Origin of the sequence: Wolbachia endosymbiont (group A) of Bombylius major (assembly GCF_947251895.1) — a bacterium.
GTDB lineage: Bacteria > Pseudomonadota > Alphaproteobacteria > Rickettsiales > Anaplasmataceae > Wolbachia > Wolbachia pipientis.
In genome coordinates this window covers 288,327-308,427 of the sequence record NZ_OX366395.1, presented here as the reverse complement: position 1 = coordinate 308,427, position 20,101 = coordinate 288,327, and the positions used below count along the sequence as shown (strand labels likewise).

Sequence of the window (20,101 nt, the reverse complement as noted above, 5' to 3'; positions counted from 1 at the left end):
TAAGTTATTTTTATTGGGAAGGTATGTTTATAACACAATCTAGCAGTAAATCAACACTGGCTGAAATATTGTCTTGCGTTTTACTTTTATTCTTGATGGCTCAAATAAGCATACCATTGCAGCCTGTGCCTATCACATTGCAAACTTTAGGAGTAATGCTTATTGGGCTTAAATTTAACCGCAGAACAGCATTTTATTCTGTGCTTACATATCTATCACTTGGTGCGGCAGGATTTCCTGTTTTTGCAAATTATTTTGGTGGTTATCACATTTTTCTCGGACCAACAGGTGGATATTTAATTGGCTGTTTAGCTGCTGTTATGGTAATGAGCAAAGTAAATGAATTACTGAACTCTAAATATAAATCATTTGTGTGTAATTCTTTAAGTTGTCTGGCTGGTACAGTTGTGATCTTTATTTGTGGTGTTAGTTGGCTTGCTGTTTACTTGGGTCTGGAACAAGCAATAATGGTGGGTGTTTTACCATTTATCCTTCCTGGTTTGGTAAAAATTTTTCTACTTGTAGCAGCTTTGCAATATTTGAAAAAATGATAAAGTTCCGCCCTCATCATTTCATGTGCACCCTCGCGTTTCGGGGATATGGGTATTCTCAGGGTTTTGTAGAAAATTATAAAAAGATAGCAAGCAAAGTAATTAGTACTCAAATCGAAGTAGTTGGTAACCTTGATAGTATTTGTAGTGCTTGCCCAAACCAGACTAAACAAGGTAAATGCACCGAACAAGCTAAAGTTTTAGAGCTAGATAGAAGGCATATGGAAATTTTAGGAATTAAAATTGGCGAGACTTTGACCTGGAGTGAAGCGGTAGAAAAGATTAGAGAGAAAATGTCTTTAGAGAAATTCGAGTACGCATGTGAGGGGTGCAACTGGCAGCCATACGGAATATGTAAAAATGCCCTTTTAAATCTACAAAGGTAGTTGACAAAATGTTAAGATAAATTGAAGCATTTTTGTGGAAATAAAGCGAAATATGGAAGAAAAAAGATAAGTGCATTCTACGCAGCATCGCTAATTAATAATATCTTTATTGTTGTATGAGATAGGTAATTTAGCATTTATGAATTTGTAATGTGTTACGCATAGCTCAAAGAAATAAGGTTTACTGGTTACACGCTGCAGCCAATGCCACAACACTAGGACCTATGTTTATCTGCATGTTAATTTGCGTTGTGATTTTATGGAGGTCTTCTGTTACCTATGCTAGTGAAAATTTGGAGATACAAAAGGCCTTCGATAGTGTTGTCAAGCATATAAAAGCTGATAAAAAATATAAAGATCTTGATGTTATTGAGAGAAAAAGTGACAAATTTAATATCAAAATTTCGCAGAATTCTGGCAAGAGTTTTGACATATACTCTACTTTAAAAAAAGCAAAAGATTCCTTTGAGTCAGGAGATAATGAAACAGCTATTTCTCTCCTTAATCAGATTACCGCAAAGTTTCCTTATCATAAAAATGCTTTAATTGGATTGGGAAATATTTATTACGCTAATAAAGAATACAAAAAAGCTGTAGAGATTTACACAAGACTGTTAAAAGAACACCCTAGTAACCCTTACATATTAAAAAATTTTCTGACGATAATCTCACAATATGATCCTGATCTGGCGTTGAGTGAAATGTTAAAATTGTATGATATACATAAAAATTATGCTCCTTTATTAGCAAATTTAGGTCTGATCTATATGAAAAAGGAGGATTATGTAAAAGGTAAAGAGTATATGATAACTGCTATTTCCCTCGATGAAAACAATATTTTTTATACTTATAATTTAGCTGTTATTCTAGATAAACTTTCAGATTTTCAAAATGCTACAATATTCTACTTAAAGTTGTTAAACATGGCTACAACTTCGAAAGATGTGAGTGAAAAAATACCTTTATACAAAGTGACAGCAAGACTAAAATTTATAAAACTTCACAGCACGCACCCAAAGATTTCATAAAAGCTTATAGCTTACCTAAAGTGTAAAAGACAAGAATTAACTGACAGAAGAATTGACGTAGTCAAAACTAATATCAGGCTGTTGTTTAATGCTACTAATATTTTTCTGAAAAGCAATATGTTTACTGTCAAAAAACGTTTGCATAGGTGTTTTGCCATAGCAGTATTTGCCTGAGTGAGGCCTTGTCTCATTGTAAGAACGCAACCAATGATCAACATCGATCTGTAGATCCTCCAAAGAATAGTAGATTTTCTTTCTAAAGATAATATTGTAACACTCATCTTGCATAGTTCTATGGAATCTTTCACATATGCCATTAGTTTGTGGAGAGTTGGCTTTGGTTCTAGAATGATCGATATTTTCGATTCCTAAATATAGCTGATAAGCGTGATTTTCGGGCTTGCCACAATACTCCGTACCCCTATCAGTTAGAATGCGTAATAATGGAATTCTCTGCTCATCAAAAAATGGGATAACTCTATCGTTAAGAAGATCTGCAGCTGTAATAGCTGTTCTGTCCGTGTAAAGTTTAACCATTGCAACTCTGGAATAAGTATCAACAAAAGTTTGCTGATAAATGCGCCCTATGCCTTTGATATTGCCCACATAATAGGTATCTTGAGAACCCAAATAACCTGGATGTTGCGTCTCAATTTCACCATGAGCTTCCCTTTGTTCTTTCACTTTTTCTAAAGCTGCAAGTTGTTCTTCAGTTAAAATGATTCCGTCTTGAGCTACTTTTGCCTCCAGTGCTTTAAGTCTCTTTTTCAAAGTTTCAAGGTCATTTCTTAGCCATACAGATCTTACTCCTCCTTGGGAAATTATTATACCTCTTTTTCTCAGCTCATTTGCAGCTCTTTCTTGTCCATATGCAGGAAATTCTGTAGCTATGCCAATTATTGCTCTTTCTATATCTTCCGAAACTCTGTTTGCTAATAGCGGTTTTTTCTTACTTATTTCATGTAATGCTTCTTCTCCCCCATTTTCATATAACTCCTTGAATCGATAAAATGTATCTCTTGAGTATCCCATCACTTTGCACGCTTGAGACACATTTCCTAATTGTTTTGCTAGCTCTAGTAATCCTAGTTTTGGTTTTAGTATTTTTGTTTGTATTGTACTCATTTCTAACACTCCTTATTTTTATTATTCTTAACTTACTTTTTTAAAGTGTCATATCAAGTCCTGTTTAATACACCTAAAGCTAATTTATCGTATCTGTTCAAGGGAGTGGCTAATGTGCAAATATTGAAGCAAAGTGTTTGACACACAGCTGTACGAACATTTGTTTGCAAAGGTAATTTGCACAACAAATGCATAACTGTACGAACATTGTGATTTTGGCCCATCAGGAGGGTGTCATCCCAGTGCTTGACACTGGGATCCAGGAATTTTATTAAGTTGGCGAGCATAAAAATAGCTGTTTTATGTAAAAATACAACGTTTTAATGATTATGAAAAAGCTGGATTCCAGTGTCAAGCACTGGAATGACACCATTCTTTTTTCTGGATCCCAGTGTCGGCTACTTGGATGACACCATTTATTGTAAGGACTTACCTCACATTTACTCTATGATTATCTTTTTAGATCACCTTGTCTACCTATTTTGCCACTCTGCTGAACGGATACAATTTATTGCTATTTTTGTTTACAATAATAATATTGAGCTATAGAATTAGATCTAAAGGGGCAATTAGCTCAGCTGGTAGAGCATCTCGTTTACACCGAGGAGGTCGGCAGTTCAAGTCTGTCATTGCCCATTTGCTTAACTGAATGTTAGTATTATTAATTACTTCAATTAAAGTATAGAAAATGCAGGATAATATAGTACCAATCTCAATAGTAAAAGAGCTGGAAGATTCTTATCTTTCCTACGCAATGAGCGTTATCATAAGCCGGGCTATACCTGACGTGCGGGATGGATTTAAACCTGTTCATAGGCGCATATTATATGCAATGTCAAGAGCTGGATTCGATGCCGGTAAGCCATATAAAAAAGCGGCTCGTATAGTTGGGGACGTAATGGGGAAATATCACCCACATGGTGATGCAGCTATTTACGATTCCTTGGTCAGGATGGCTCAAGATTTTTCTCTTCTTTTACCACTTATTGATGGGCAAGGTAACTTTGGTTCGATAGATGGAGATCCACCAGCTTCAATGCGATACACAGAAGCAAGACTTCAAAAAGTGTCGCACTTTTTACTGAATGATATTGATGAAGATACAGTTAATTTTAGGCCAAACTACGATGGAAATGAAACAGAACCAGTTGTGCTGCCTGCAGAGTTTCCGAATCTATTGGTAAACGGTGCAAGTGGTGTTGCAGTTGGTATGGCAACCAATATTCCTTCTCATAATCTTGGAGAAATAATAGATGCTTGTATATTATATGTAAATAATCCTGAAGTTACTTTGGATGAGTTACTTGAAGTGATGCCAGGGCCGGATTTTCCAACTGGGGGAACAATTCTTGGAAGGTCTGGAATAAGATCAGCATTTGCAACTGGTCGTGGATCAATTGTTGTGCAAGGCAAGACTCATATAGAAGATCTGCCACAAGATAGGCAAGCAATAGTGATTGATGAAATACCTTACCAGGTAAATAAAGTAAAATTAATTGAGAAGATAGGTGAGCTTGTAAAAGAAAAAAGAATTGATGGTATAACAGAAATTAGGGATGAGTCCGATAAGTCTGGTATTAGAGTAGTAATTGACCTCAAAAGAAATGCTGAAGCAAGTTTTATACTTAATCAAATATTGGGGCTAACTCCACTAAGAAGTAGTTTTAGTGTTAACACTTTAGTGCTCAATAACAACAGGCCTGCTTTGATGTCATTGAAAGAAATCATAGAGGCCTTTATTGATTTTAGAAAAGAAGTGTTAATCAGGAGAACAGAATTTCGTCTAAGAAAAACGAGAGAAAAAGCTCATATATATATAGGGCTCTACATTGCGGTCCTCAGCATAGATGAAGTGATAAAAATCATCCGCGGTGCAAAAGATCCTGCGGAAGCAAGTAGAGAACTTTTAAATAAAGAATGGAAAACTTCGAATGAAATCAACACTATTATTGAGTTGATTTCAGATAGCGCAAGCTTTTTGAAAGATGGAGTGTATAGATTAACTGAGCTACAAATTAAGGCTATCCTTGATATGAAACTGCAGCGTTTAACAGGCCTTGAAAAAGACAAATTAGAAGCTGAGCTAAGTTCAATGATCAACCTGATAAAAGAATATATCACTTTTCTTGGCTCAGAAGAGAAGTTGATGAAAGAAATAAAAAACAATTTACAAGAAATAAAGAACAGATTTGCCGTACCACGAAAGACTGCAATAGAGGAATCAGATACGGACATTGAAGCTGAAGATCTAATTCCACAAGAGGATATGGTGATAACCGTAACTATGAATGGTTATATCAAGCGTGTGAAGCTTTCTCATTATAGAACTCAGCGTCGTGGTGGAAAAGGAAAGCTAGGACAAGGATTAAAAGAAGAGGATGTAACCACAAAATTGTTTGTTGGGAATACCCACACTAGCCTCTTATTCTTTTCTAATATTGGCCGAGTCTATAGATTAAAGGTTTATAAGTTGCCTCTTGCAGAACCAACTGCACGTGGAAGAGCGCTTGTTAACATATTTCCGCTTAGCGATGGTGAAACTATAACTAATATCATGCCGTTACCAAGTGAAAATGATGAAAATCAAAACATAGTTTTTGCTACTGCCTATGGAAACATAAGGCGTAACTCCTTAGCGGACTTTCACTATATTCCAAGCAATGGAAAAATAGCAATAAAGCTCGATGAAGGAGACAAATTAGTATCGGTTAAGGTATGTAATGAAATTGACCATGTTTTACTTTCAACAACGCTTGGAAAAAGTATCAGATTTGTTGTAAGTGATGTGCGTCAATTTAAGAGTCGCAATTCAGATGGCGTAAGAGGTATCAAACTTGTAAAGAATGACAGCGTGATATCCATGACCATATTAAATGGGATAGGTGTAGCAACAGAAACAAAAGAACTTTACTTAAAAGTTCCACTTGCAAAAAGACTGGGGACTGCAATTAATAACTCCATTGATTCTAAATTGGAAAAGACTTTGAATGATTTAGGAATAGATAACGAATTATTCTTAAAACTTGCAGTGAATGAGGAGTTTATATTAACTATTACTGAAAATGGCTTTGGTAAAAGAACTTCTGCGTATGAGTATAGAGTAACTAACAGGGGTGGTGTTGGTATCACCAATATTCTTACTACTAGCAGAAACGGTAATGTTGTTGCTAGTTTTCCAGTTGAGCAGGGTGATAATATAATGCTTATTACAGATAAAGGAAAGTTAATTCGCATTTCGGTCAATGAGATTAGAATTGCAGGACGCAGCACTCAAGGAGTCACTCTGTTTAAAACAGAAAGTAGAGAAAAAGTGGTGTCAGTAGCGAAAATTGAAGATCCTGATTCCACTGAAGATAGTATTTTTGAAGTTGAAAACTCTATCGCTTCTTAACCGTAGTATAGGTTAAACAAAAAGCGCAAGTTTTTGTTGATTAATACGCAGTATTTAAATTAAAATATATACTTATGGCTAAGTAAAGATCAATGGACAAAAAATTAACTAAAAATAAAAAACCACTGGTAGACAAAGAGGATAAAAAAACACCTCCTGTTAAAGATCTTACTAAAAATAAGGGTAGGAGAGATTTTATAACATTAACTACGTGCGCTATGGCTGGTATAGGAGCTGCAAGTGGACTTTGGCCACTGGTTAAGTCTATGAATCCTTCTGCTGAAGTTCTAGCAACTTCCACAGTGGAGGTGAATTTGTCTGGAATTCAGGAAGGACACGGAGTAAAAGTAAAGTGGCAAGGTAAACCAGTATTCATTCGTAGACGCACAAAGCAAGAAATTGAGACTGCAAGAGCTGTGAATGTAAAGAACTTGAGGGACCCTGAATCAGATGAGCAAAGAGTACGTGAAGGAAAAGATGAATGGTTAATCATGATCGGAATATGTACACATCTTGGGTGTGTACCGGTTGACCACGCTACAAGAGATGGTAATGGTTGGTTCTGTCCTTGCCACGGTTCATATTATGACACATCAGGCCGAGTAATTGGGGGGCCTGCACCAAAAAATATGACTGTACCTGATTATTTTTTTCCCAGTGAGAATGTTGTGGTAATTGGCAAGAAGGCTTAACGAATATAAATAAACTCGTTAAAAAAAACTCACAGGATCAACATCTATTATCACTGCAATACTCGAATTCAAGTTACAATTTTTAATCCAATATTTCAGCTTTTTTTGTATGGATAGACTATGCTTATTGTGTATTTTTAATAATACCCTATACCGATACTTATTATTTAAAAAATTTATCGCTGCTGGTGATGGGCCAAGAATTTCAAATTCCTTTTTGTCTACACCTATATTTTTTTCCTGGATACAAGTAGTTGAGCTACTTGAATGACAGAGAAGAGATTTTACTATTTCATTCGCTGCTTTTTGTGTTGCAATCTGATTCTTACCACAGATTATAAGCGCTATTAATCTGCTAAATGGTGGCATTTTGGCTTCACGTCTTGACTTAAGTTCGATTTCATAAAATGAGTCCCTTTTTTGATGCAGCAATGCTTTTATTATTGAACTTTCAGGGTTATTGGTTTGCACTATTACCATTCCTTTTTCATTAAACCTTCCTGATCTGCCTGCAACTTGGTGCAATAATTGATACGTCTTTTCTGCTGCTCTTAAATCAGAATTTTCGAGACTCAAATCTGCATTCATTACTCCAACCAAAGTTAATTTGGGAAAATTGTGCCCTTTAGCAATTATTTGTGTGCCGATTATAATGTTCACCTCTTCTTTCAGTACCAAATCAATTACGTTACTAACCGACTTCTGATCGCTGCTTATAATCGCAGTTTTTGCGTTTGGTATTAATTTCACCATTTCTTCAAGTAACTTTTCAATTCCTATGCCGTAGAGGGACAACGGCTGTTCACTTTGGCAATTAGAGCATTTTTCTGGAAGTTTCAATTGATAAGAGCAGTGGTGGCACAAAAGAGCATTTTTTTTCTTGTGATATGTAAGCCAAACAGCACAATTTAAGCAGGAAATTTTATATCCACACTTTTTACAAATTGCCAGTTGTGCATACCCTCTGCGGTTTAGAAAAAGCATAACCTGCTGTTTTTTCTCTATGGTTTGTTTGATGCTTTCAAAAAGCTCAGAGGAGATCCATTGCTTGTTGTTCCTCATATCTACTACTTTAATGAGTGGCAATTCTGCACCACCAAATCGTTTAGTTAGCTTTACATGATTGTAATTCCCGTTTTTAACATGATGAATCGTTTCAAGCAGTGGAGTAGCTGATGATAAAATAATCGGAATATTTTCAAATTTGGCTAAGATTATCGCCATATCTCGAGCATTATATATAATTCCCTGTTCTTGTTTAAAAGATGAGTCGTGCTCTTCATCAACGATAATCAATTTTAGGTTTTTATAAGGCAAAAAAAGCGCTGACCGTGCACCAATAATTATCTGCGCATTTCCATTTGCTATATTGAGCCAATTATTCCGGCGAGTTTTTGGAGTGAGCCCTGAGTGCCATTCAACTAAGTTTTTTGATATCTGACCGCGAACACGATTTACCAATTGTGAAGTTAAAACAATTTCAGGTAGGAGGATTAAAATTTGTGTATTACCTTCTCCTGATGTCATTTCAACATATTCTGGTGTCATACTAGTACGTGGCAAAGACGGTATGCTAAATGTTACAGTGGGTTTTGCCTTGAGTATAAAGGTGTCATTCCAGTTCTTGACACTGGAATCCAGGAATTTTGATTGTAAATTAGGTATTGGTTTTAAGTTAAAATAAACATTTGTAATGAGGTTATATGAAAAACTGGATCCCAGTGTCAGGCTACTCGGATAATACCCTCTTGGTAGACCCAAATCACAATGTTCGTACAGTTGTGTCTCTGGGCACTGGGATGGTAAAGTCTGAGCAGCATTTGGAACGGCAGTGTAATTCTTAATCAATTGTGCAATCACAGAGAGATAAACTTCCGTTTTTCCAGATCCTGTCTCACCGTCAAGCAAAGTCACTGAATACTCGTTCAAATTGCTTATTATTTTATCACTAGCTATCTGCTGTTCAGGGCTTAATTGGCAACTTATTTCACTTGTTTCCTGCTTTTGTTCAACACAAACCAATTTATCTATGTGATTTACTTTTAACACTCCTCCCATTATCACTTTGGCAAGCATACCAACAGGTATCAAGTTATACTGCGCAACCCACTCTGCAAATGCGATCAATTTTGGTCTAATATTTGGTAAATCGATTTTTTGCTCAATAAATTTTAATTCTCGGTTACTTTTATCACTGTATTTCCAAACTATTCCGATTAAGCGTTTTTTGCCAAATGGCACCACTACGTAATCTCCAAGTAAAATCTCAGTATTTTCCTCAATTGCATATGAAAATAACTGATCAATTGGAAGTGGTAGTAATACGTCAACTGTTTTTGCCATAGTGATTGAGTTTAACATTGTTTTAAAGAGCTTGTAACTTTATTAAGCTTGGCAATATAGACGAATCGGTACAGAGAAAATCTTAACGTTTAACACATTTTTCATAGTACAGACCGTATGATTGATAAATAAAATGATTTATAGAATTTGTGGAGGCTACCAATGGTCAACGACAAGATTACTTTGAACTTTGAAATAGAAAAAGGCGAACCTATAGATCGATACTACTTTTCTGCACATATAAAGCTTACAGATGAAAGCAAAAATCTTTTGCGGGAGAAGCTTGGCAGTACAATTCAATTCGATAATCTAGATGATCACTTCAATCTTAACCATGAGAATTTTTATATCTACTACAACAAATATAGTGAGCACAATGGTAGAAGTGAGCTACACGTTAGGGATGATAACGGTAAATATTTAACCTCCAATCTTCCACTTAATTACTATGGATTCTCAATGGAACTATCACCTGACGGAGCGTCAATTGCAGATTATGGTTTTTATCCTCTGTATGCAATCTATAACCCAAATCACTATGATAAAGCAAAGGAAAAAGTATTTGATGATCACGGTGAATTGTCACCAATTGCATCAAATGTGTTAGATAATTTTTTAAGCAACACAAATAGCTTAACCACACAAGATATATTACAAAATGTATTCTCACAACTGCAGAAGAAAGCTGATGAAGAAGCAGAAAGATTGGCAAGAGAAAGAGAAGCAAAAAGACAAAGGGAGGAAGAGTTAAATGAAAAGAACGAGGAGTTAAAAGAACTTGTAGAAAAGGATGAGATTAAAATATTCAAAGTGGTAAAAGGTAATGATTTAGGTAATGGGCATTCAGCAGTAGTTTTACAACTTGATGGGGAAGAAGGTGACAAGATACCTCTCGACTCTAGTAAATACTACATAGCAGAGTATAGACACCACCCAGAATGGGAAGGCGATGAATATTTAAATTTTGTTAGCCCTGATAGTGATATGCTGGTTAATTATGAAAACTTATTTTTTGTGCTCAATCAAAGCTCCTACTCAGACTTTGAAAGTGGGTTTTATTCAGAAAACAGAACCGATCCCCATAATTATGCTAAATATTCAAAGGAACCATATTTGAGTGGTGACCAGCTATCTGAAAAATTATCTAATGAATTGGAGGAAGATAGCAATCAGATAGGTACTGAATTTACAATTGATGATGAGCAAGTAGACGAAGAAGTTGTGGTAGAGAGTGAAGCCAAGTCTGGGGAGAAAGGAACGGTTGGTGAAGATAACGCAAAAAATACTATACAGGAAGAAGAATCTAACTATATAGATCAAATGCAAGCGGATGATAGCAGCAGTTATAAACCAGCTTTGCAAAGCAATCGTGATGATTATGCTGATACGAAAAAAGCTCTGCAGGAAAAATTGCATGGAGATGAAATACACAAGCAAAGTAATGAGAAAGCTCAAAAAGATATAGAAGTAAAAAAAGTAACTGTGGAAACTGACAGTAGCAGTAATAAGACTGAAAAACAAACAAAACCAACAGAAGATGAACAAGAAACTGTTATGGCAAGTGTGATAGAAAATATGGATAAAAATTCTGATATTGAAGCAGAAACTTCTAACAGTGTTGCAAATTCACAACATCCCTTAAAAATAAAGACAGGAAGTCCTCTTGAAGTGGGAAAGTATAAGGTGGAGCTGCAAGTGACATATGATGATGTAAAGAATTTTTATGATACCGTACGTGGTAAATATCATGCTGGCGATGGATATAACTACGAACAAGTAATGGTTTTATATAATGAAATTGTTAGGCCCGCTCACAATCATCATTACGAGCTGTTTACTCTTGATGAAGCACATGTTGCTAATGATCACCTGTTTATCAAGGGTCAGGATTTTGGAACTCTAAATGATTTTAATGAGATGTTCTATAAAAGTGATGAGTTAATGTGATGTAAAAAGCAAGATTCAATCTGGTGAACGAGAGTTAACTGACAGAGGAGATTGACACGTATGCCTTTATCTTTAAGATTGTTTATCAAGTATAGACATCAGCTCGCCCCATTCTCTTTTACCAATATTACTTTCTTCTCTAGTAACGTTTTCCCCTTTAATTAATTTGCGAATTATTTCTAGACCAGTTCTTGAAATACAGGCTGATTCTAGGCAATATTCAACAAAGGCATTGTAGGCCATTGGAACCCATTTTTTTATTATATCCAGCATAACTTCTGCATAAACTCTGATTTCATATTGGGCATACTTATCAGCTCTAAGCTTCAAAAAATGAAGGAGATTATGCAGATCTATTTTCCAATAAAATTGCGTGTAGTAATTAAGCATTAGGTTAGTTCTGGCAATTTCTCTTGCAAGCCCCTGCTCAATAAATTTTTCATAATGAGAATATACTAAATTAGAGTCATTTGTTAGAGAATCTATTATTTCCTTTGAGGTATCTGGATCAAAAGCTTCCCCGCTACCTTGTTTATTATTGTCAGATTGTTTTGCAACTTGTTCTGGTTTAGGTGTATAAAATTCATTATCAAGTATTGAATACCTTGCTGAATATTCATTCACATTTGCAGTTCTATGCCTTATCCATTGCCTTGCAACAAAAATTGGAAGTTTCACGTGAAACTTAATTTCACACATTTCAAATGGAGTTGTATGATGATGTTTCATTAAATACTTTATAAGTGCTTCATCCTGACTTATCTGTTTTGTTCCCTTGCCATAAGAAACACGAGCAGCTTGAACTATAGCGCTATCAGAGCCCATATAATCCACTACTCGAATAAATCCATGGTCTAATACCTTATGTTCTTCATATAAGATTGCATCTATTTCTTTTACTATAGTTCGTTTGGTTGCTTCATTCATAAAATATCCTCAAGACGAAATGGAGATATCAGCTCCACATGAATTGAGTTTTTCATGCATTGCTTCATATCCTCTCCATAAATGATGTGAATTGTTTATTATAGTTTCTCCACCGGCTACCAAAGAAGCAAGCACCAAAGCTGCTGTTGATCTTAAGTCAGTAGCATATAGATTAGCTCCAGATAAGCTTTTTATTCCACTTATAGTAGCTTTGCTTTTCTCGATGCTGATATTAGCACCTAACTTTCTCAATTCATCTGCATGTGTAAATCTGTTTTCAAAAATGTTCTCTTCAATTACTGATATCCCATCAGCGATGCACATTGCAGACATCAGTTGTGGTTGCATATCACTGGGAAAATTGGGGTATGGATCTGTCGCAACGTTAGCAGACTTAATAGAGCCATTTTTTCTGGAAATAACAATGCCTCCATCATACAGTTCAACCATAGCTCCTATAGTCTCCAACTCATTTGTAATACACCTTATATCAGATAGATTTATTCCTTCCAACTCCAACTTACCACCGGTTATTATAGCAGCTAGTGCATAGGTGCCTGCTTCTATGCGATCTGGTATTATTTTATGAACACATCCATTTAGTGCTTCAACTCCTGTTATTATGACCTTTGTATTATCAATTTCAATATCAGCACCCATTTTCTTCAGAAAATCTATTAAATCAAGAACTTCCGGCTCAGTTGCAGCATTGTTTATTGTTGTCACTCCTTCTGCAAATGTTGCTGCCATTATTACATTTTCTGTTGCGCCAACACTTATTTTCTCAAATGTGATTTCTTTTCCTTGTAGCTTTCCTTTCACTGTTGCAATTATATTATAGCCGTCAATTTCAATTTTAGCTCCCATTTCTTCTAATGCTTTAATATGCATATCAACGGGACGCTTTCCAATGTTGCATCCACCAGGAAATGCTGTTCTCGCTTTGCCAAATCTGCTAAGCATTGGACCCAATATTAGAAAAGAAGTTCTTAGCTTACTTGCGGTTTTATATGGCATCACGTGATTGTTGATATTGCTGCAGTCAATTTTCAAAGTATGGTTCGCTTTATAATTTTTATTGTGCATAAAGTTCACTTCTGCTCCAAGACTTTCAAGCAACTTAGACATTAGATGCACATCAATTAAATCAGGTACATTATGCAAAATTACCGGGGAGCTACTTAATAGACTTGCTGCCATTATTGGTAAAACAGCATTTTTTGAGCCATTAATCTTGATTTTTCCGACCAAAGGTTTGTAGTTATTTCTTATTAATATCTTGTGCATTTAATTAGATATAAAGTATAATTCATTAGTTTATTGAAGTCTTACTAAGTATAATAGATTGACCGTAAAAGGCAAAATTTGCTTTTTCTTCCTCATCATCCCAGTGTCATGCTACCTGCATGACACCTGATGCGAATTGCCCCCGAAATTTTATACTATGAATTACTCAAATGACGCTCTCGAGCTTTATCAAACCAAATAACACCAATTGCAACAATGAAATAACCAGCTGCTCCTAATGTAAGGCGAATTACTGCATCGAAAGTTGACAGAGGAGGAGACGGCATTAGAATGCTCAAAACACTATACACAAGATTATTTGTTGCATGAGCAATAGTTACTGGCCAAATCGAGTTGTCTTTTTCAAACAACCAGGTAAACATTATAGACATTGCACAAATATAAAGGGTATAAGCACAAATAGTCGGGAATGTAAAGCCATCCTTCCACAAAGCTGAGCCAGCAACCACATAAGTTGGTATGTGCCATACTGACCAAATAATACCGACAATAATTGCTCTGATATAAAAATTTGATATTTTGCTTTTAAGATTTTTCAAAAGATAGCCACACCAACCGATCTCTTCACCAAGAGACATAATGATCCACATCACAAAGGTTGATAATAAAACAAATAACATCACTAATGGACTCAAAACTGCACTCAAATCCTTTACACGGTCTAACGTAAAAGACTCTCGGAAAAATGAAAAACCGCAGTAAATTGACAAAAGACCATTGGAAATTAGCATACTTACCAGAATAAGTATAAACCCTAATAGACAGTTTTTTGGCGAACTAAGTTTAAAAAGATCCCTTACCTTCTGTTTATTATAAATGGTTAGCAAAATTGCAACTGAAGCCGGAACAAATGTTGTTAATAATGTTATGTCTTTGAAAGGTAAGCACCAAGCTATAATGCACGTCAAAAAATATGTAATTACAACAAATAATGTACAATTAATAGTGGTTAAATTCATGCATACGCCTATCAATTCCTTTTCTGCATTATTGATCTTTATTCATAAATTGTCAATAAAATACTTCTTCAGGGATGAATAGAATATTTTTTCTTTTTGAATTGCTATTGATAGTTTAATTTTTATATGTATTCCCTTTCACAACCGTTTGTCATCCCAGTGTCACGTGCTGGGATGACAGTAGGAGAGCTGCTTGCATGACAAGAGGAGGGTACTGGAATGACAAGAGGAAGACACTGGGGTGACATCAACTAAACTTGTCCAAATATGAGCGATGCATTAGTGCCACCAAAACCAAACGAATTAGAAAGTGCATATTGAATTTTATGCTCCTGAGCTTTAAACGGTACAAAATTTAAATCACATCCTTCTGAAGGCTTGTGTAAATTTAAGGTTGGCGGAATAATTCCATTATTTAACGCAAGAATACTGAATATTGCTTCAACGCTCCCTGCAGCACCAAGTAAATGTCCTATAGAAGATTTAGTTGAAGAAACAGGTATTTTATAAACGTAGTCACCGAATAACTGTTTCATTGCTATTACTTCAATTTTATCTCCAAGTGGCGTTGAAGTTCCATGTGCATTGATATACCCTACTTGATTGGGATTAATTTGTGCGCTCTTTAAAGCAAGCTGCATTGCCTTAAATGCGCCTCTTCCTTCTGGATGTGGTGCTGTAATGTGGTGCGCATCTCCTGTGAGTCCGTACCCAACCAGTTCAGCATGTATTTTTGCCCCCCTTTTTTTCGCATGTTCGTATTCCTCCAGCACCAATATACCTGCTCCTTCACCCATAACAAAACCATCGCGTTCTTCATCCCATGGCCTTGAAGCTTCTTCCGGTTTATCGTTAAATTTAGTTGATAACGCCTTCATAGATGCAAAACCTGCAATTCCAACTCTACACAGTGCACTTTCTGCTCCACCTGCAATCATAACATCCGCTTCACCAAGTTTTATAGTTCTTGCTGAGTTTATGATTGCATGCGCACCTGTTGCACATGCGGTTACTGCTGAATCGTTTGGACCTGTAAATTCGTATTTAATAGAAATATGGCCAGATATCAAATTTATTAGACTTGCAGGGACAAAAAATGGACTGACACGTCTGGGCCCTTTTTCCTGCATGGTAATAACATTTTCCTGAATTGACGGAAGACCACCTATACCAGAGCCAATAGTCACACCAACACGTTCCCGATTGATATTTTGGCTTTCCAAAATTAATGAATCATCTACTGCCTGAATAGCTGCTGCAATACCGTAATGGATAAAACGATCTGTCCTTTTTGAGTCTTTCTCAGAAATATAATCTAGTGGATTGAAATGGTGCTCAATGTTGTCTGATTGCAACGGCACCTGCCCTGCAATTTTGCAAGCAAGATCAGAAGAGTCAAATCTATCCGTATTGATTGCTTTTATGCCAGACTCACTTTTTATTAGCCTTGACCAAGTGTTGTCAACATCTGCCGCTAGTGGAGTGATTAAACCAACACCAGTGACTACTACTCTTCTGCTCATTTAACACTAACTATTAGCCTTTTTTATTATTAATGTACTCAACTATTTGCTCCATAGTTTCCATTTTTTGTGCGTCTTCATCTGGAATTTCTATTCCAAACTCTTCTTCTGCTGCCATGATGATTTCAACTGCATCTAAGCTGTCTGTACCATGCTCCGAAAGCTTTGAAGAGCTGTTGAATTTCTCTACATCCTTACTAATGTGCTCTAGTATAATCTTTTTCACTTTTTCTTCTATGTCTTCTCTAGTACTCTTTGCTAGTTCGCTATTCACATTTCTTACCAAAAAAATAACCTATTCTTTGATGTTATAAAAAATTTTTATGTTTGCAATATCTTTTATAACTGGTAAACTACAGTAAAGTTTTCTACTGCCCTAGCTGGCTAGCGTTACTTGCTAAACAATTAACAATTCAAAAATGCTAGACGAAACAACAAAAAATTTGCTTATTGTAGAAGTAAATAAACTCTTACCCGAAAATAGCGAGAATCAGCTTATATCAGCTATGCGTTATATACTCCTTGCTCCTGCAAAACATATACGCTCCTTTTTAGTCGTAGCTTCATCGCGAGTGTTTAACGCGGAAGCTAAAAAAGCAATATCAGTTGCTGCAGCAATTGAATTTGTTCATGCTTACTCTCTAATTCACGATGATTTACCGTGCATGGACAACAGTGATACTCGCAGAAGCCAGCTAAGCTGCCATAAAAAATTTGATGAAGCAACAGCAGTGCTTGCCGGAGATGCACTACTTACTCTGGCTTTTGAGGTATTATCTTCGTTAAATGAGAAACGCTGTGAGATCATAAAAGTTCTTTCTCAGGCAATAGGAATTAGGGGAATGGTGGGAGGACAGGCTTTAGATATTAACAGTGAGCATATAGATTTTAGCCCCCAACCCTCTGTCATCCCAGTGCTTGACACTGGGATCCAGAAGGCTTTGCCTACAAGCATTTCGTGCAAAAAGCTATGCGATGGTGGAGCTGAACATGAAATGGATTCCAGTGTCAGCTACTTGCATGACACCCTTTCTACCTTAAAACTACAACATTCGTACGGCTGTATGTATGACGCTGGAATGACGTCGGGCCAAGCTGATAAAATAAAAGAAATTCATTTGATGAAAACCGCAAAACTATTTGCAGCTTCATGTGAAATAGGTGCTATAATAGGGGGTGCCACAGACAAGCAACGTAAAGCGTTATATAACTATGGAATAAATCTAGGGCTTATCTTTCAAGCTAAGGATGATATTGAAGACTACGAACAAGATAAAACAAATAATCTAATGTCTGTGCTTGGTAAAAGTGAAGTAGAGGACTATATAGACGGCCTCTTTAAACAAGGCTTGGATAATTTGAGTGCGCTTTCAGGGGATACTAATTATTTATATGATTTATTGAATCAAGTAAAGAAAGATGGTTAGAAAAATTATATTACAAATGCTTATTTCCGTAGTAATGATTCTCACTTTAACTTCTGCTTTTGCGTTTACTATTGTCTATATAAACAAAGGTAAACCGGAAAAAAAGGACAAGCTTTATGAGATAAATGCCACGCATGGTGGTTTGATACAGACGATAGCATATTACCTAGTGAAGCCAATACTTGAATCAGCACTTGACCGCTATATTGAAAAGTATGGGCTGACAGAATATTTAGAAGAAATGACGCAGCAAAAAGAAGAAGATTCAATAAATTTTTATGAAATTACTGAAGGCAGTGGCAGCAAGGCTTTCTGCGGCCTGGAAGTCCTATTGCAAATATATAAAATTTCTAATAATAACTTAGCAACACTCCCTAGCAAAGTTTCTGATGTTACTTTGAAAATAGGTCAAGATAACCTAAAAGAAGTGAGTTTAGGGGTAATAGGTATGAAAGAAGGCGGAGAGCGTGTAGTTACTATTGCCAATGATAACAAAATGAATTTTAATTCTTATTACGTCAAACTGATCGAAGTAAAGGATAAATATCCCGATTCAGTGAATAATCTGATGGTTTTTAATGACTTAATTAACAAGACTGGAAAACAAGTAAGGTGCGGTGATGAGATATCGGTTAAATATAGCGTAAAGGAGCATAATGGAGAATATATAGCCAAAGACCAAACAGTGCAATTTAGGGTTGGCGATAAAAAAATACCACTTGCTATAGAGCTTGGAGTTGTGGGAATGAGAGCTGGTAATAAAAGAACTATTCTTTCTCCACCTGACCTTTTGACTATTACTGACGATATGTTAATAAAAGACATAGATTATGATGAAGAAAATATCTCAATAATTGACTTAAGCTTAGATGTTAAGCAAGAGGTCGCAGCACACCATTCTACTGTTGAAAAACAGCCTAAAGAATATAGCTGAAATTTTAGGTCTACTGGCTGACCTTCTGAACACTTTCTATACTACTTAAAGTAGGCTTTTCGTTTTTCCTAAAGTATAAACTTAGATAAATCAAGCTGCTTCGAAATTGACTCAAGTTTATCTTTTACATACTTGCTGTCTATAATGAATTTTTCGCTATTTTTCTCAGAAGCAATGAAACTTATCTCATCTAAAAGCTTCTCCATAACAGTGTGAAGCCTTCTTGCGCCTATATTTTCCACTTGCCTATTAACTGTAAACGCTATTTCAGCTATGGTTTTTATACCATCATCAGTGAACTCAAGTGTCACATTTTCTGTTTTCATTAAAGCTATGTACTGCTTTAACAAACTAGATTCTGGTTCCTTTAATATTCTTATTAAATCTTCTTGAGTAAGTGCCTTAAGTTCTACCCTGATCGGTAATCTGCCCTGCAATTCCGGTAAGAGGTCAGATGGTTTAGACTGATGAAAAGCACCAGATGCAATAAATAATATATAGTCTGTTTTTACATGGCCATACTTAGTTGTAACAGTTGTTCCTTCAAGTAATGGTAACAGATCGCGTTGCACTCCTTCTCTGTTTACTTCACCTTTTACTTCTGTACGCGCTGCAATTTTGTCTATTTCATCCAAAAATACTATACCGTCATTACTAACAAGATCAATGGCTTCTTTGATTATCTTATCTTCATCCATTAGCCTTTCACTTTCTTCATTAATTAATATTTCACGCGCTTCTTTTACCTTCACCGTAATAGTTTTTGTTTTTTTGCTCCCGTTAAACACCTTGCCCATTATTTCTGTTACATTCATCACACCAACTTGCCCACCTGGCATGCCTGGTATATCGAAAGTAGGTAACATACTCTTGCTCTCTCTGACGTTAATAGAAACTTCTCCGTCCTCAAACTCTTTATTCCTCAACCTTTCTCTAAAAATTTTTTTACTCTCTTCGGTTGCATCTTCGCCTACCATAGAGTTTACTATTGTTTTCTCAGCTAAAATTAAAGCCTTTTTAGCTAAGGCTTTACGGGCTTTCTCTTTAACTAAAACTATTGCTGCATCAACTAAATCACGTATTATCGAATCAACGTCACGTCCAACGTATCCTATTTCAGTAAACTTCGTTGCCTCAATTTTTATAAACGGTGCACCGGCAAGTTTTGCTAAGCGGCGAGCTATTTCAGTTTTACCAACCCCTGTATGACCGATCATCAATATATTCTTAGGTATGATTTCATCACGCAATGGAAATGGAACCTGATTGCGACGCCAACGATTTCTGAGCGCAATAGCAACAGCACGCTTTGCATCATCCTGTCCGATTATGAATCTGTCCAATTCTTTAACTATCTTCTGTGGTGGCAGGTCATCTAACAAAACTTGAGTACTGTCATTAACTTGAACATCGCTGTCATTTGAATTAAAACCACTCTTAGTATCTTTATAGAGGTCATTTTTTTCATCGTAGGTGTCACTACTACAAGACCGTCCTTCTGAAAGGGTTATAGGCTGATTGGAAAAATTGGTGCATAAAGTTTTTTGCTTGGAAGACATA

At 35.9% G+C, this 20,101-nt stretch carries 16 protein-coding genes and 1 tRNA gene; 9 read left to right on the top strand and 8 right to left on the bottom strand.

Going from position 1 to position 20,101, the window contains the following annotated elements; translation table 11 throughout:
- Positions 1-23 precede the first annotated feature (23 nt).
- From OPR49_RS01400 to OPR49_RS01390, 3 genes are all read left to right on the top strand, one after another.
- Positions 24-551: a biotin transporter BioY gene (locus OPR49_RS01400; RefSeq protein ID WP_265027234.1), complete on the top strand. Its 528-nt coding sequence runs from the start codon at positions 24-26 to the stop codon at positions 549-551.
- A complete protein-coding gene (locus tag OPR49_RS01395) occupies positions 548-937 on the top strand; it encodes a DUF1284 domain-containing protein (RefSeq protein ID WP_320157605.1) in 390 nt (129 codons plus the stop codon). The genes OPR49_RS01400 and OPR49_RS01395 overlap by 4 nt, the downstream gene beginning before the upstream one ends.
- A 152-nt stretch (positions 938-1,089) precedes the next feature.
- Positions 1,090-1,965 carry a tetratricopeptide repeat protein gene (locus tag OPR49_RS01390; RefSeq protein WP_265027232.1) on the top strand — a complete coding sequence of 292 codons (876 nt, stop codon included), beginning with the start codon at positions 1,090-1,092 and terminating at the stop codon, positions 1,963-1,965.
- A gap of 36 nt (positions 1,966-2,001) precedes the next feature.
- Here OPR49_RS01390 and OPR49_RS01385 read toward each other — a convergent pair whose 3' ends face one another.
- Positions 2,002-3,090: an IS481 family transposase gene (locus tag OPR49_RS01385; RefSeq protein WP_265027486.1), complete on the bottom strand. Its 1,089-nt coding sequence runs from the start codon at positions 3,088-3,090 to the stop codon at positions 2,002-2,004.
- Positions 3,091-3,653: 563 nt separating this feature from the next.
- Here OPR49_RS01385 and OPR49_RS01380 point away from each other — a divergent pair.
- From OPR49_RS01380 to petA, 3 genes are all read left to right on the top strand, one after another.
- Positions 3,654-3,726, top strand: a tRNA-Val gene (locus OPR49_RS01380).
- A gap of 52 nt (positions 3,727-3,778) precedes the next feature.
- Complete coding sequence (gene gyrA, locus OPR49_RS01375) at positions 3,779-6,481, top strand: DNA topoisomerase (ATP-hydrolyzing) subunit A (RefSeq protein ID WP_265027231.1); 2,703 nt, start codon at positions 3,779-3,781, stop codon at positions 6,479-6,481.
- 92 nt (positions 6,482-6,573) lie between these two features.
- Positions 6,574-7,173 (top strand): ubiquinol-cytochrome c reductase iron-sulfur subunit, encoded by a 600-nt coding sequence (gene petA / locus OPR49_RS01370; RefSeq protein ID WP_264338911.1) that lies wholly within the window; start codon positions 6,574-6,576, stop codon positions 7,171-7,173.
- Positions 7,174-7,191: 18 nt separating this feature from the next.
- Here petA and priA read toward each other — a convergent pair whose 3' ends face one another.
- A complete protein-coding gene (priA, locus tag OPR49_RS01365) occupies positions 7,192-9,534 on the bottom strand; it encodes a replication restart helicase PriA (protein WP_265027230.1) in 2,343 nt (780 codons plus the stop codon).
- A 144-nt stretch (positions 9,535-9,678) separates the two neighbouring features.
- Between priA and OPR49_RS01360 the strand changes: the two genes are divergently transcribed.
- Positions 9,679-11,463: a hypothetical protein gene (locus tag OPR49_RS01360; RefSeq protein WP_265027229.1), complete on the top strand. Its 1,785-nt coding sequence runs from the start codon at positions 9,679-9,681 to the stop codon at positions 11,461-11,463.
- Positions 11,464-11,535: 72 nt separating this feature from the next.
- Here the strand turns inward: OPR49_RS01360 and thyX are convergent, their stop codons facing one another.
- The 5 genes from thyX to acpP all read right to left on the bottom strand — a co-directional run bounded on the left by thyX (position 11,536) and on the right by acpP (position 16,454).
- A complete protein-coding gene (gene thyX / locus OPR49_RS01355; protein ID WP_265027228.1) occupies positions 11,536-12,390 on the bottom strand; it encodes an FAD-dependent thymidylate synthase in 855 nt (284 codons plus the stop codon).
- 9 nt (positions 12,391-12,399) lie between these two features.
- Positions 12,400-13,677, bottom strand: coding sequence for a UDP-N-acetylglucosamine 1-carboxyvinyltransferase (gene murA, locus OPR49_RS01350; protein ID WP_006279833.1), 1,278 nt, complete (start codon positions 13,675-13,677; stop codon positions 12,400-12,402).
- Between the two features lie 155 nt (positions 13,678-13,832).
- Positions 13,833-14,657: a lysostaphin resistance A-like protein gene (locus OPR49_RS01345; RefSeq protein ID WP_458694417.1), complete on the bottom strand. Its 825-nt coding sequence runs from the start codon at positions 14,655-14,657 to the stop codon at positions 13,833-13,835.
- Positions 14,658-14,908: 251 nt separating this feature from the next.
- Positions 14,909-16,180 carry a beta-ketoacyl-ACP synthase II gene (gene fabF, locus OPR49_RS01340; protein ID WP_010082030.1) on the bottom strand — a complete coding sequence of 424 codons (1,272 nt, stop codon included), beginning with the start codon at positions 16,178-16,180 and terminating at the stop codon, positions 14,909-14,911.
- A gap of 13 nt (positions 16,181-16,193) precedes the next feature.
- On the bottom strand, positions 16,194-16,454 hold the full coding sequence (acpP, locus tag OPR49_RS01335; RefSeq protein ID WP_006279836.1) for an acyl carrier protein: 261 nt from the start codon (positions 16,452-16,454) through the stop codon (positions 16,194-16,196).
- Positions 16,455-16,599: 145 nt separating this feature from the next.
- On the opposite strand from acpP, the gene OPR49_RS01330 reads away from it, so the two are divergent.
- Both OPR49_RS01330 and OPR49_RS01325 read left to right on the top strand, forming a co-directional pair.
- Positions 16,600-17,607 carry a polyprenyl synthetase family protein gene (locus OPR49_RS01330; protein WP_265027226.1) on the top strand — a complete coding sequence of 336 codons (1,008 nt, stop codon included), beginning with the start codon at positions 16,600-16,602 and terminating at the stop codon, positions 17,605-17,607.
- The gene (locus OPR49_RS01325) at positions 17,600-18,541 is read left to right on the top strand and encodes an FKBP-type peptidyl-prolyl cis-trans isomerase (protein WP_265027225.1); all 942 of its coding nucleotides are present in this window, start codon (positions 17,600-17,602) and stop codon (positions 18,539-18,541) included. The genes OPR49_RS01330 and OPR49_RS01325 overlap by 8 nt, the downstream gene beginning before the upstream one ends.
- 68 nt (positions 18,542-18,609) lie before the next feature.
- Here the strand turns inward: OPR49_RS01325 and hslU are convergent, their stop codons facing one another.
- Complete coding sequence (hslU, locus tag OPR49_RS01320) at positions 18,610-20,100, bottom strand: ATP-dependent protease ATPase subunit HslU (RefSeq protein ID WP_265027224.1); 1,491 nt, start codon at positions 20,098-20,100, stop codon at positions 18,610-18,612.
- Position 20,101: the final 1 nt, after the last annotated feature.

What these genes read in the sequence shown, in the direction of transcription:
- OPR49_RS01400 (WP_265027234.1), top strand. Translation starts at nt 24, where the DNA reads ATGTTTATAACACAATCTAGCAGTAAATCAACACTGGCTGAAATATTG.
- OPR49_RS01345 (WP_458694417.1), bottom strand. Translation starts at nt 14,657, where the DNA reads ATGAATTTAACCACTATTAATTGTACATTATTTGTTGTAATTACATAT.
- OPR49_RS01360 (WP_265027229.1), top strand. Translation starts at nt 9,679, where the DNA reads ATGGTCAACGACAAGATTACTTTGAACTTTGAAATAGAAAAAGGCGAA.
- OPR49_RS01385 (WP_265027486.1), bottom strand. Translation starts at nt 3,090, where the DNA reads ATGAGTACAATACAAACAAAAATACTAAAACCAAAACTAGGATTACTA.
- OPR49_RS01330 (WP_265027226.1), top strand. Translation starts at nt 16,600, where the DNA reads ATGCTAGACGAAACAACAAAAAATTTGCTTATTGTAGAAGTAAATAAA.
- priA (WP_265027230.1), bottom strand. Translation starts at nt 9,534, where the DNA reads ATGTTAAACTCAATCACTATGGCAAAAACAGTTGACGTATTACTACCA.
- gyrA (WP_265027231.1), top strand. Translation starts at nt 3,779, where the DNA reads ATGCAGGATAATATAGTACCAATCTCAATAGTAAAAGAGCTGGAAGAT.
- murA (WP_006279833.1), bottom strand. Translation starts at nt 13,677, where the DNA reads ATGCACAAGATATTAATAAGAAATAACTACAAACCTTTGGTCGGAAAA.
- thyX (WP_265027228.1), bottom strand. Translation starts at nt 12,390, where the DNA reads ATGAATGAAGCAACCAAACGAACTATAGTAAAAGAAATAGATGCAATC.
- hslU (WP_265027224.1), bottom strand. Translation starts at nt 20,100, where the DNA reads ATGTCTTCCAAGCAAAAAACTTTATGCACCAATTTTTCCAATCAGCCT.
- OPR49_RS01325 (WP_265027225.1), top strand. Translation starts at nt 17,600, where the DNA reads ATGGTTAGAAAAATTATATTACAAATGCTTATTTCCGTAGTAATGATT.
- OPR49_RS01395 (WP_320157605.1), top strand. Translation starts at nt 548, where the DNA reads ATGATAAAGTTCCGCCCTCATCATTTCATGTGCACCCTCGCGTTTCGG.
- fabF (WP_010082030.1), bottom strand. Translation starts at nt 16,180, where the DNA reads ATGAGCAGAAGAGTAGTAGTCACTGGTGTTGGTTTAATCACTCCACTA.
- petA (WP_264338911.1), top strand. Translation starts at nt 6,574, where the DNA reads ATGGACAAAAAATTAACTAAAAATAAAAAACCACTGGTAGACAAAGAG.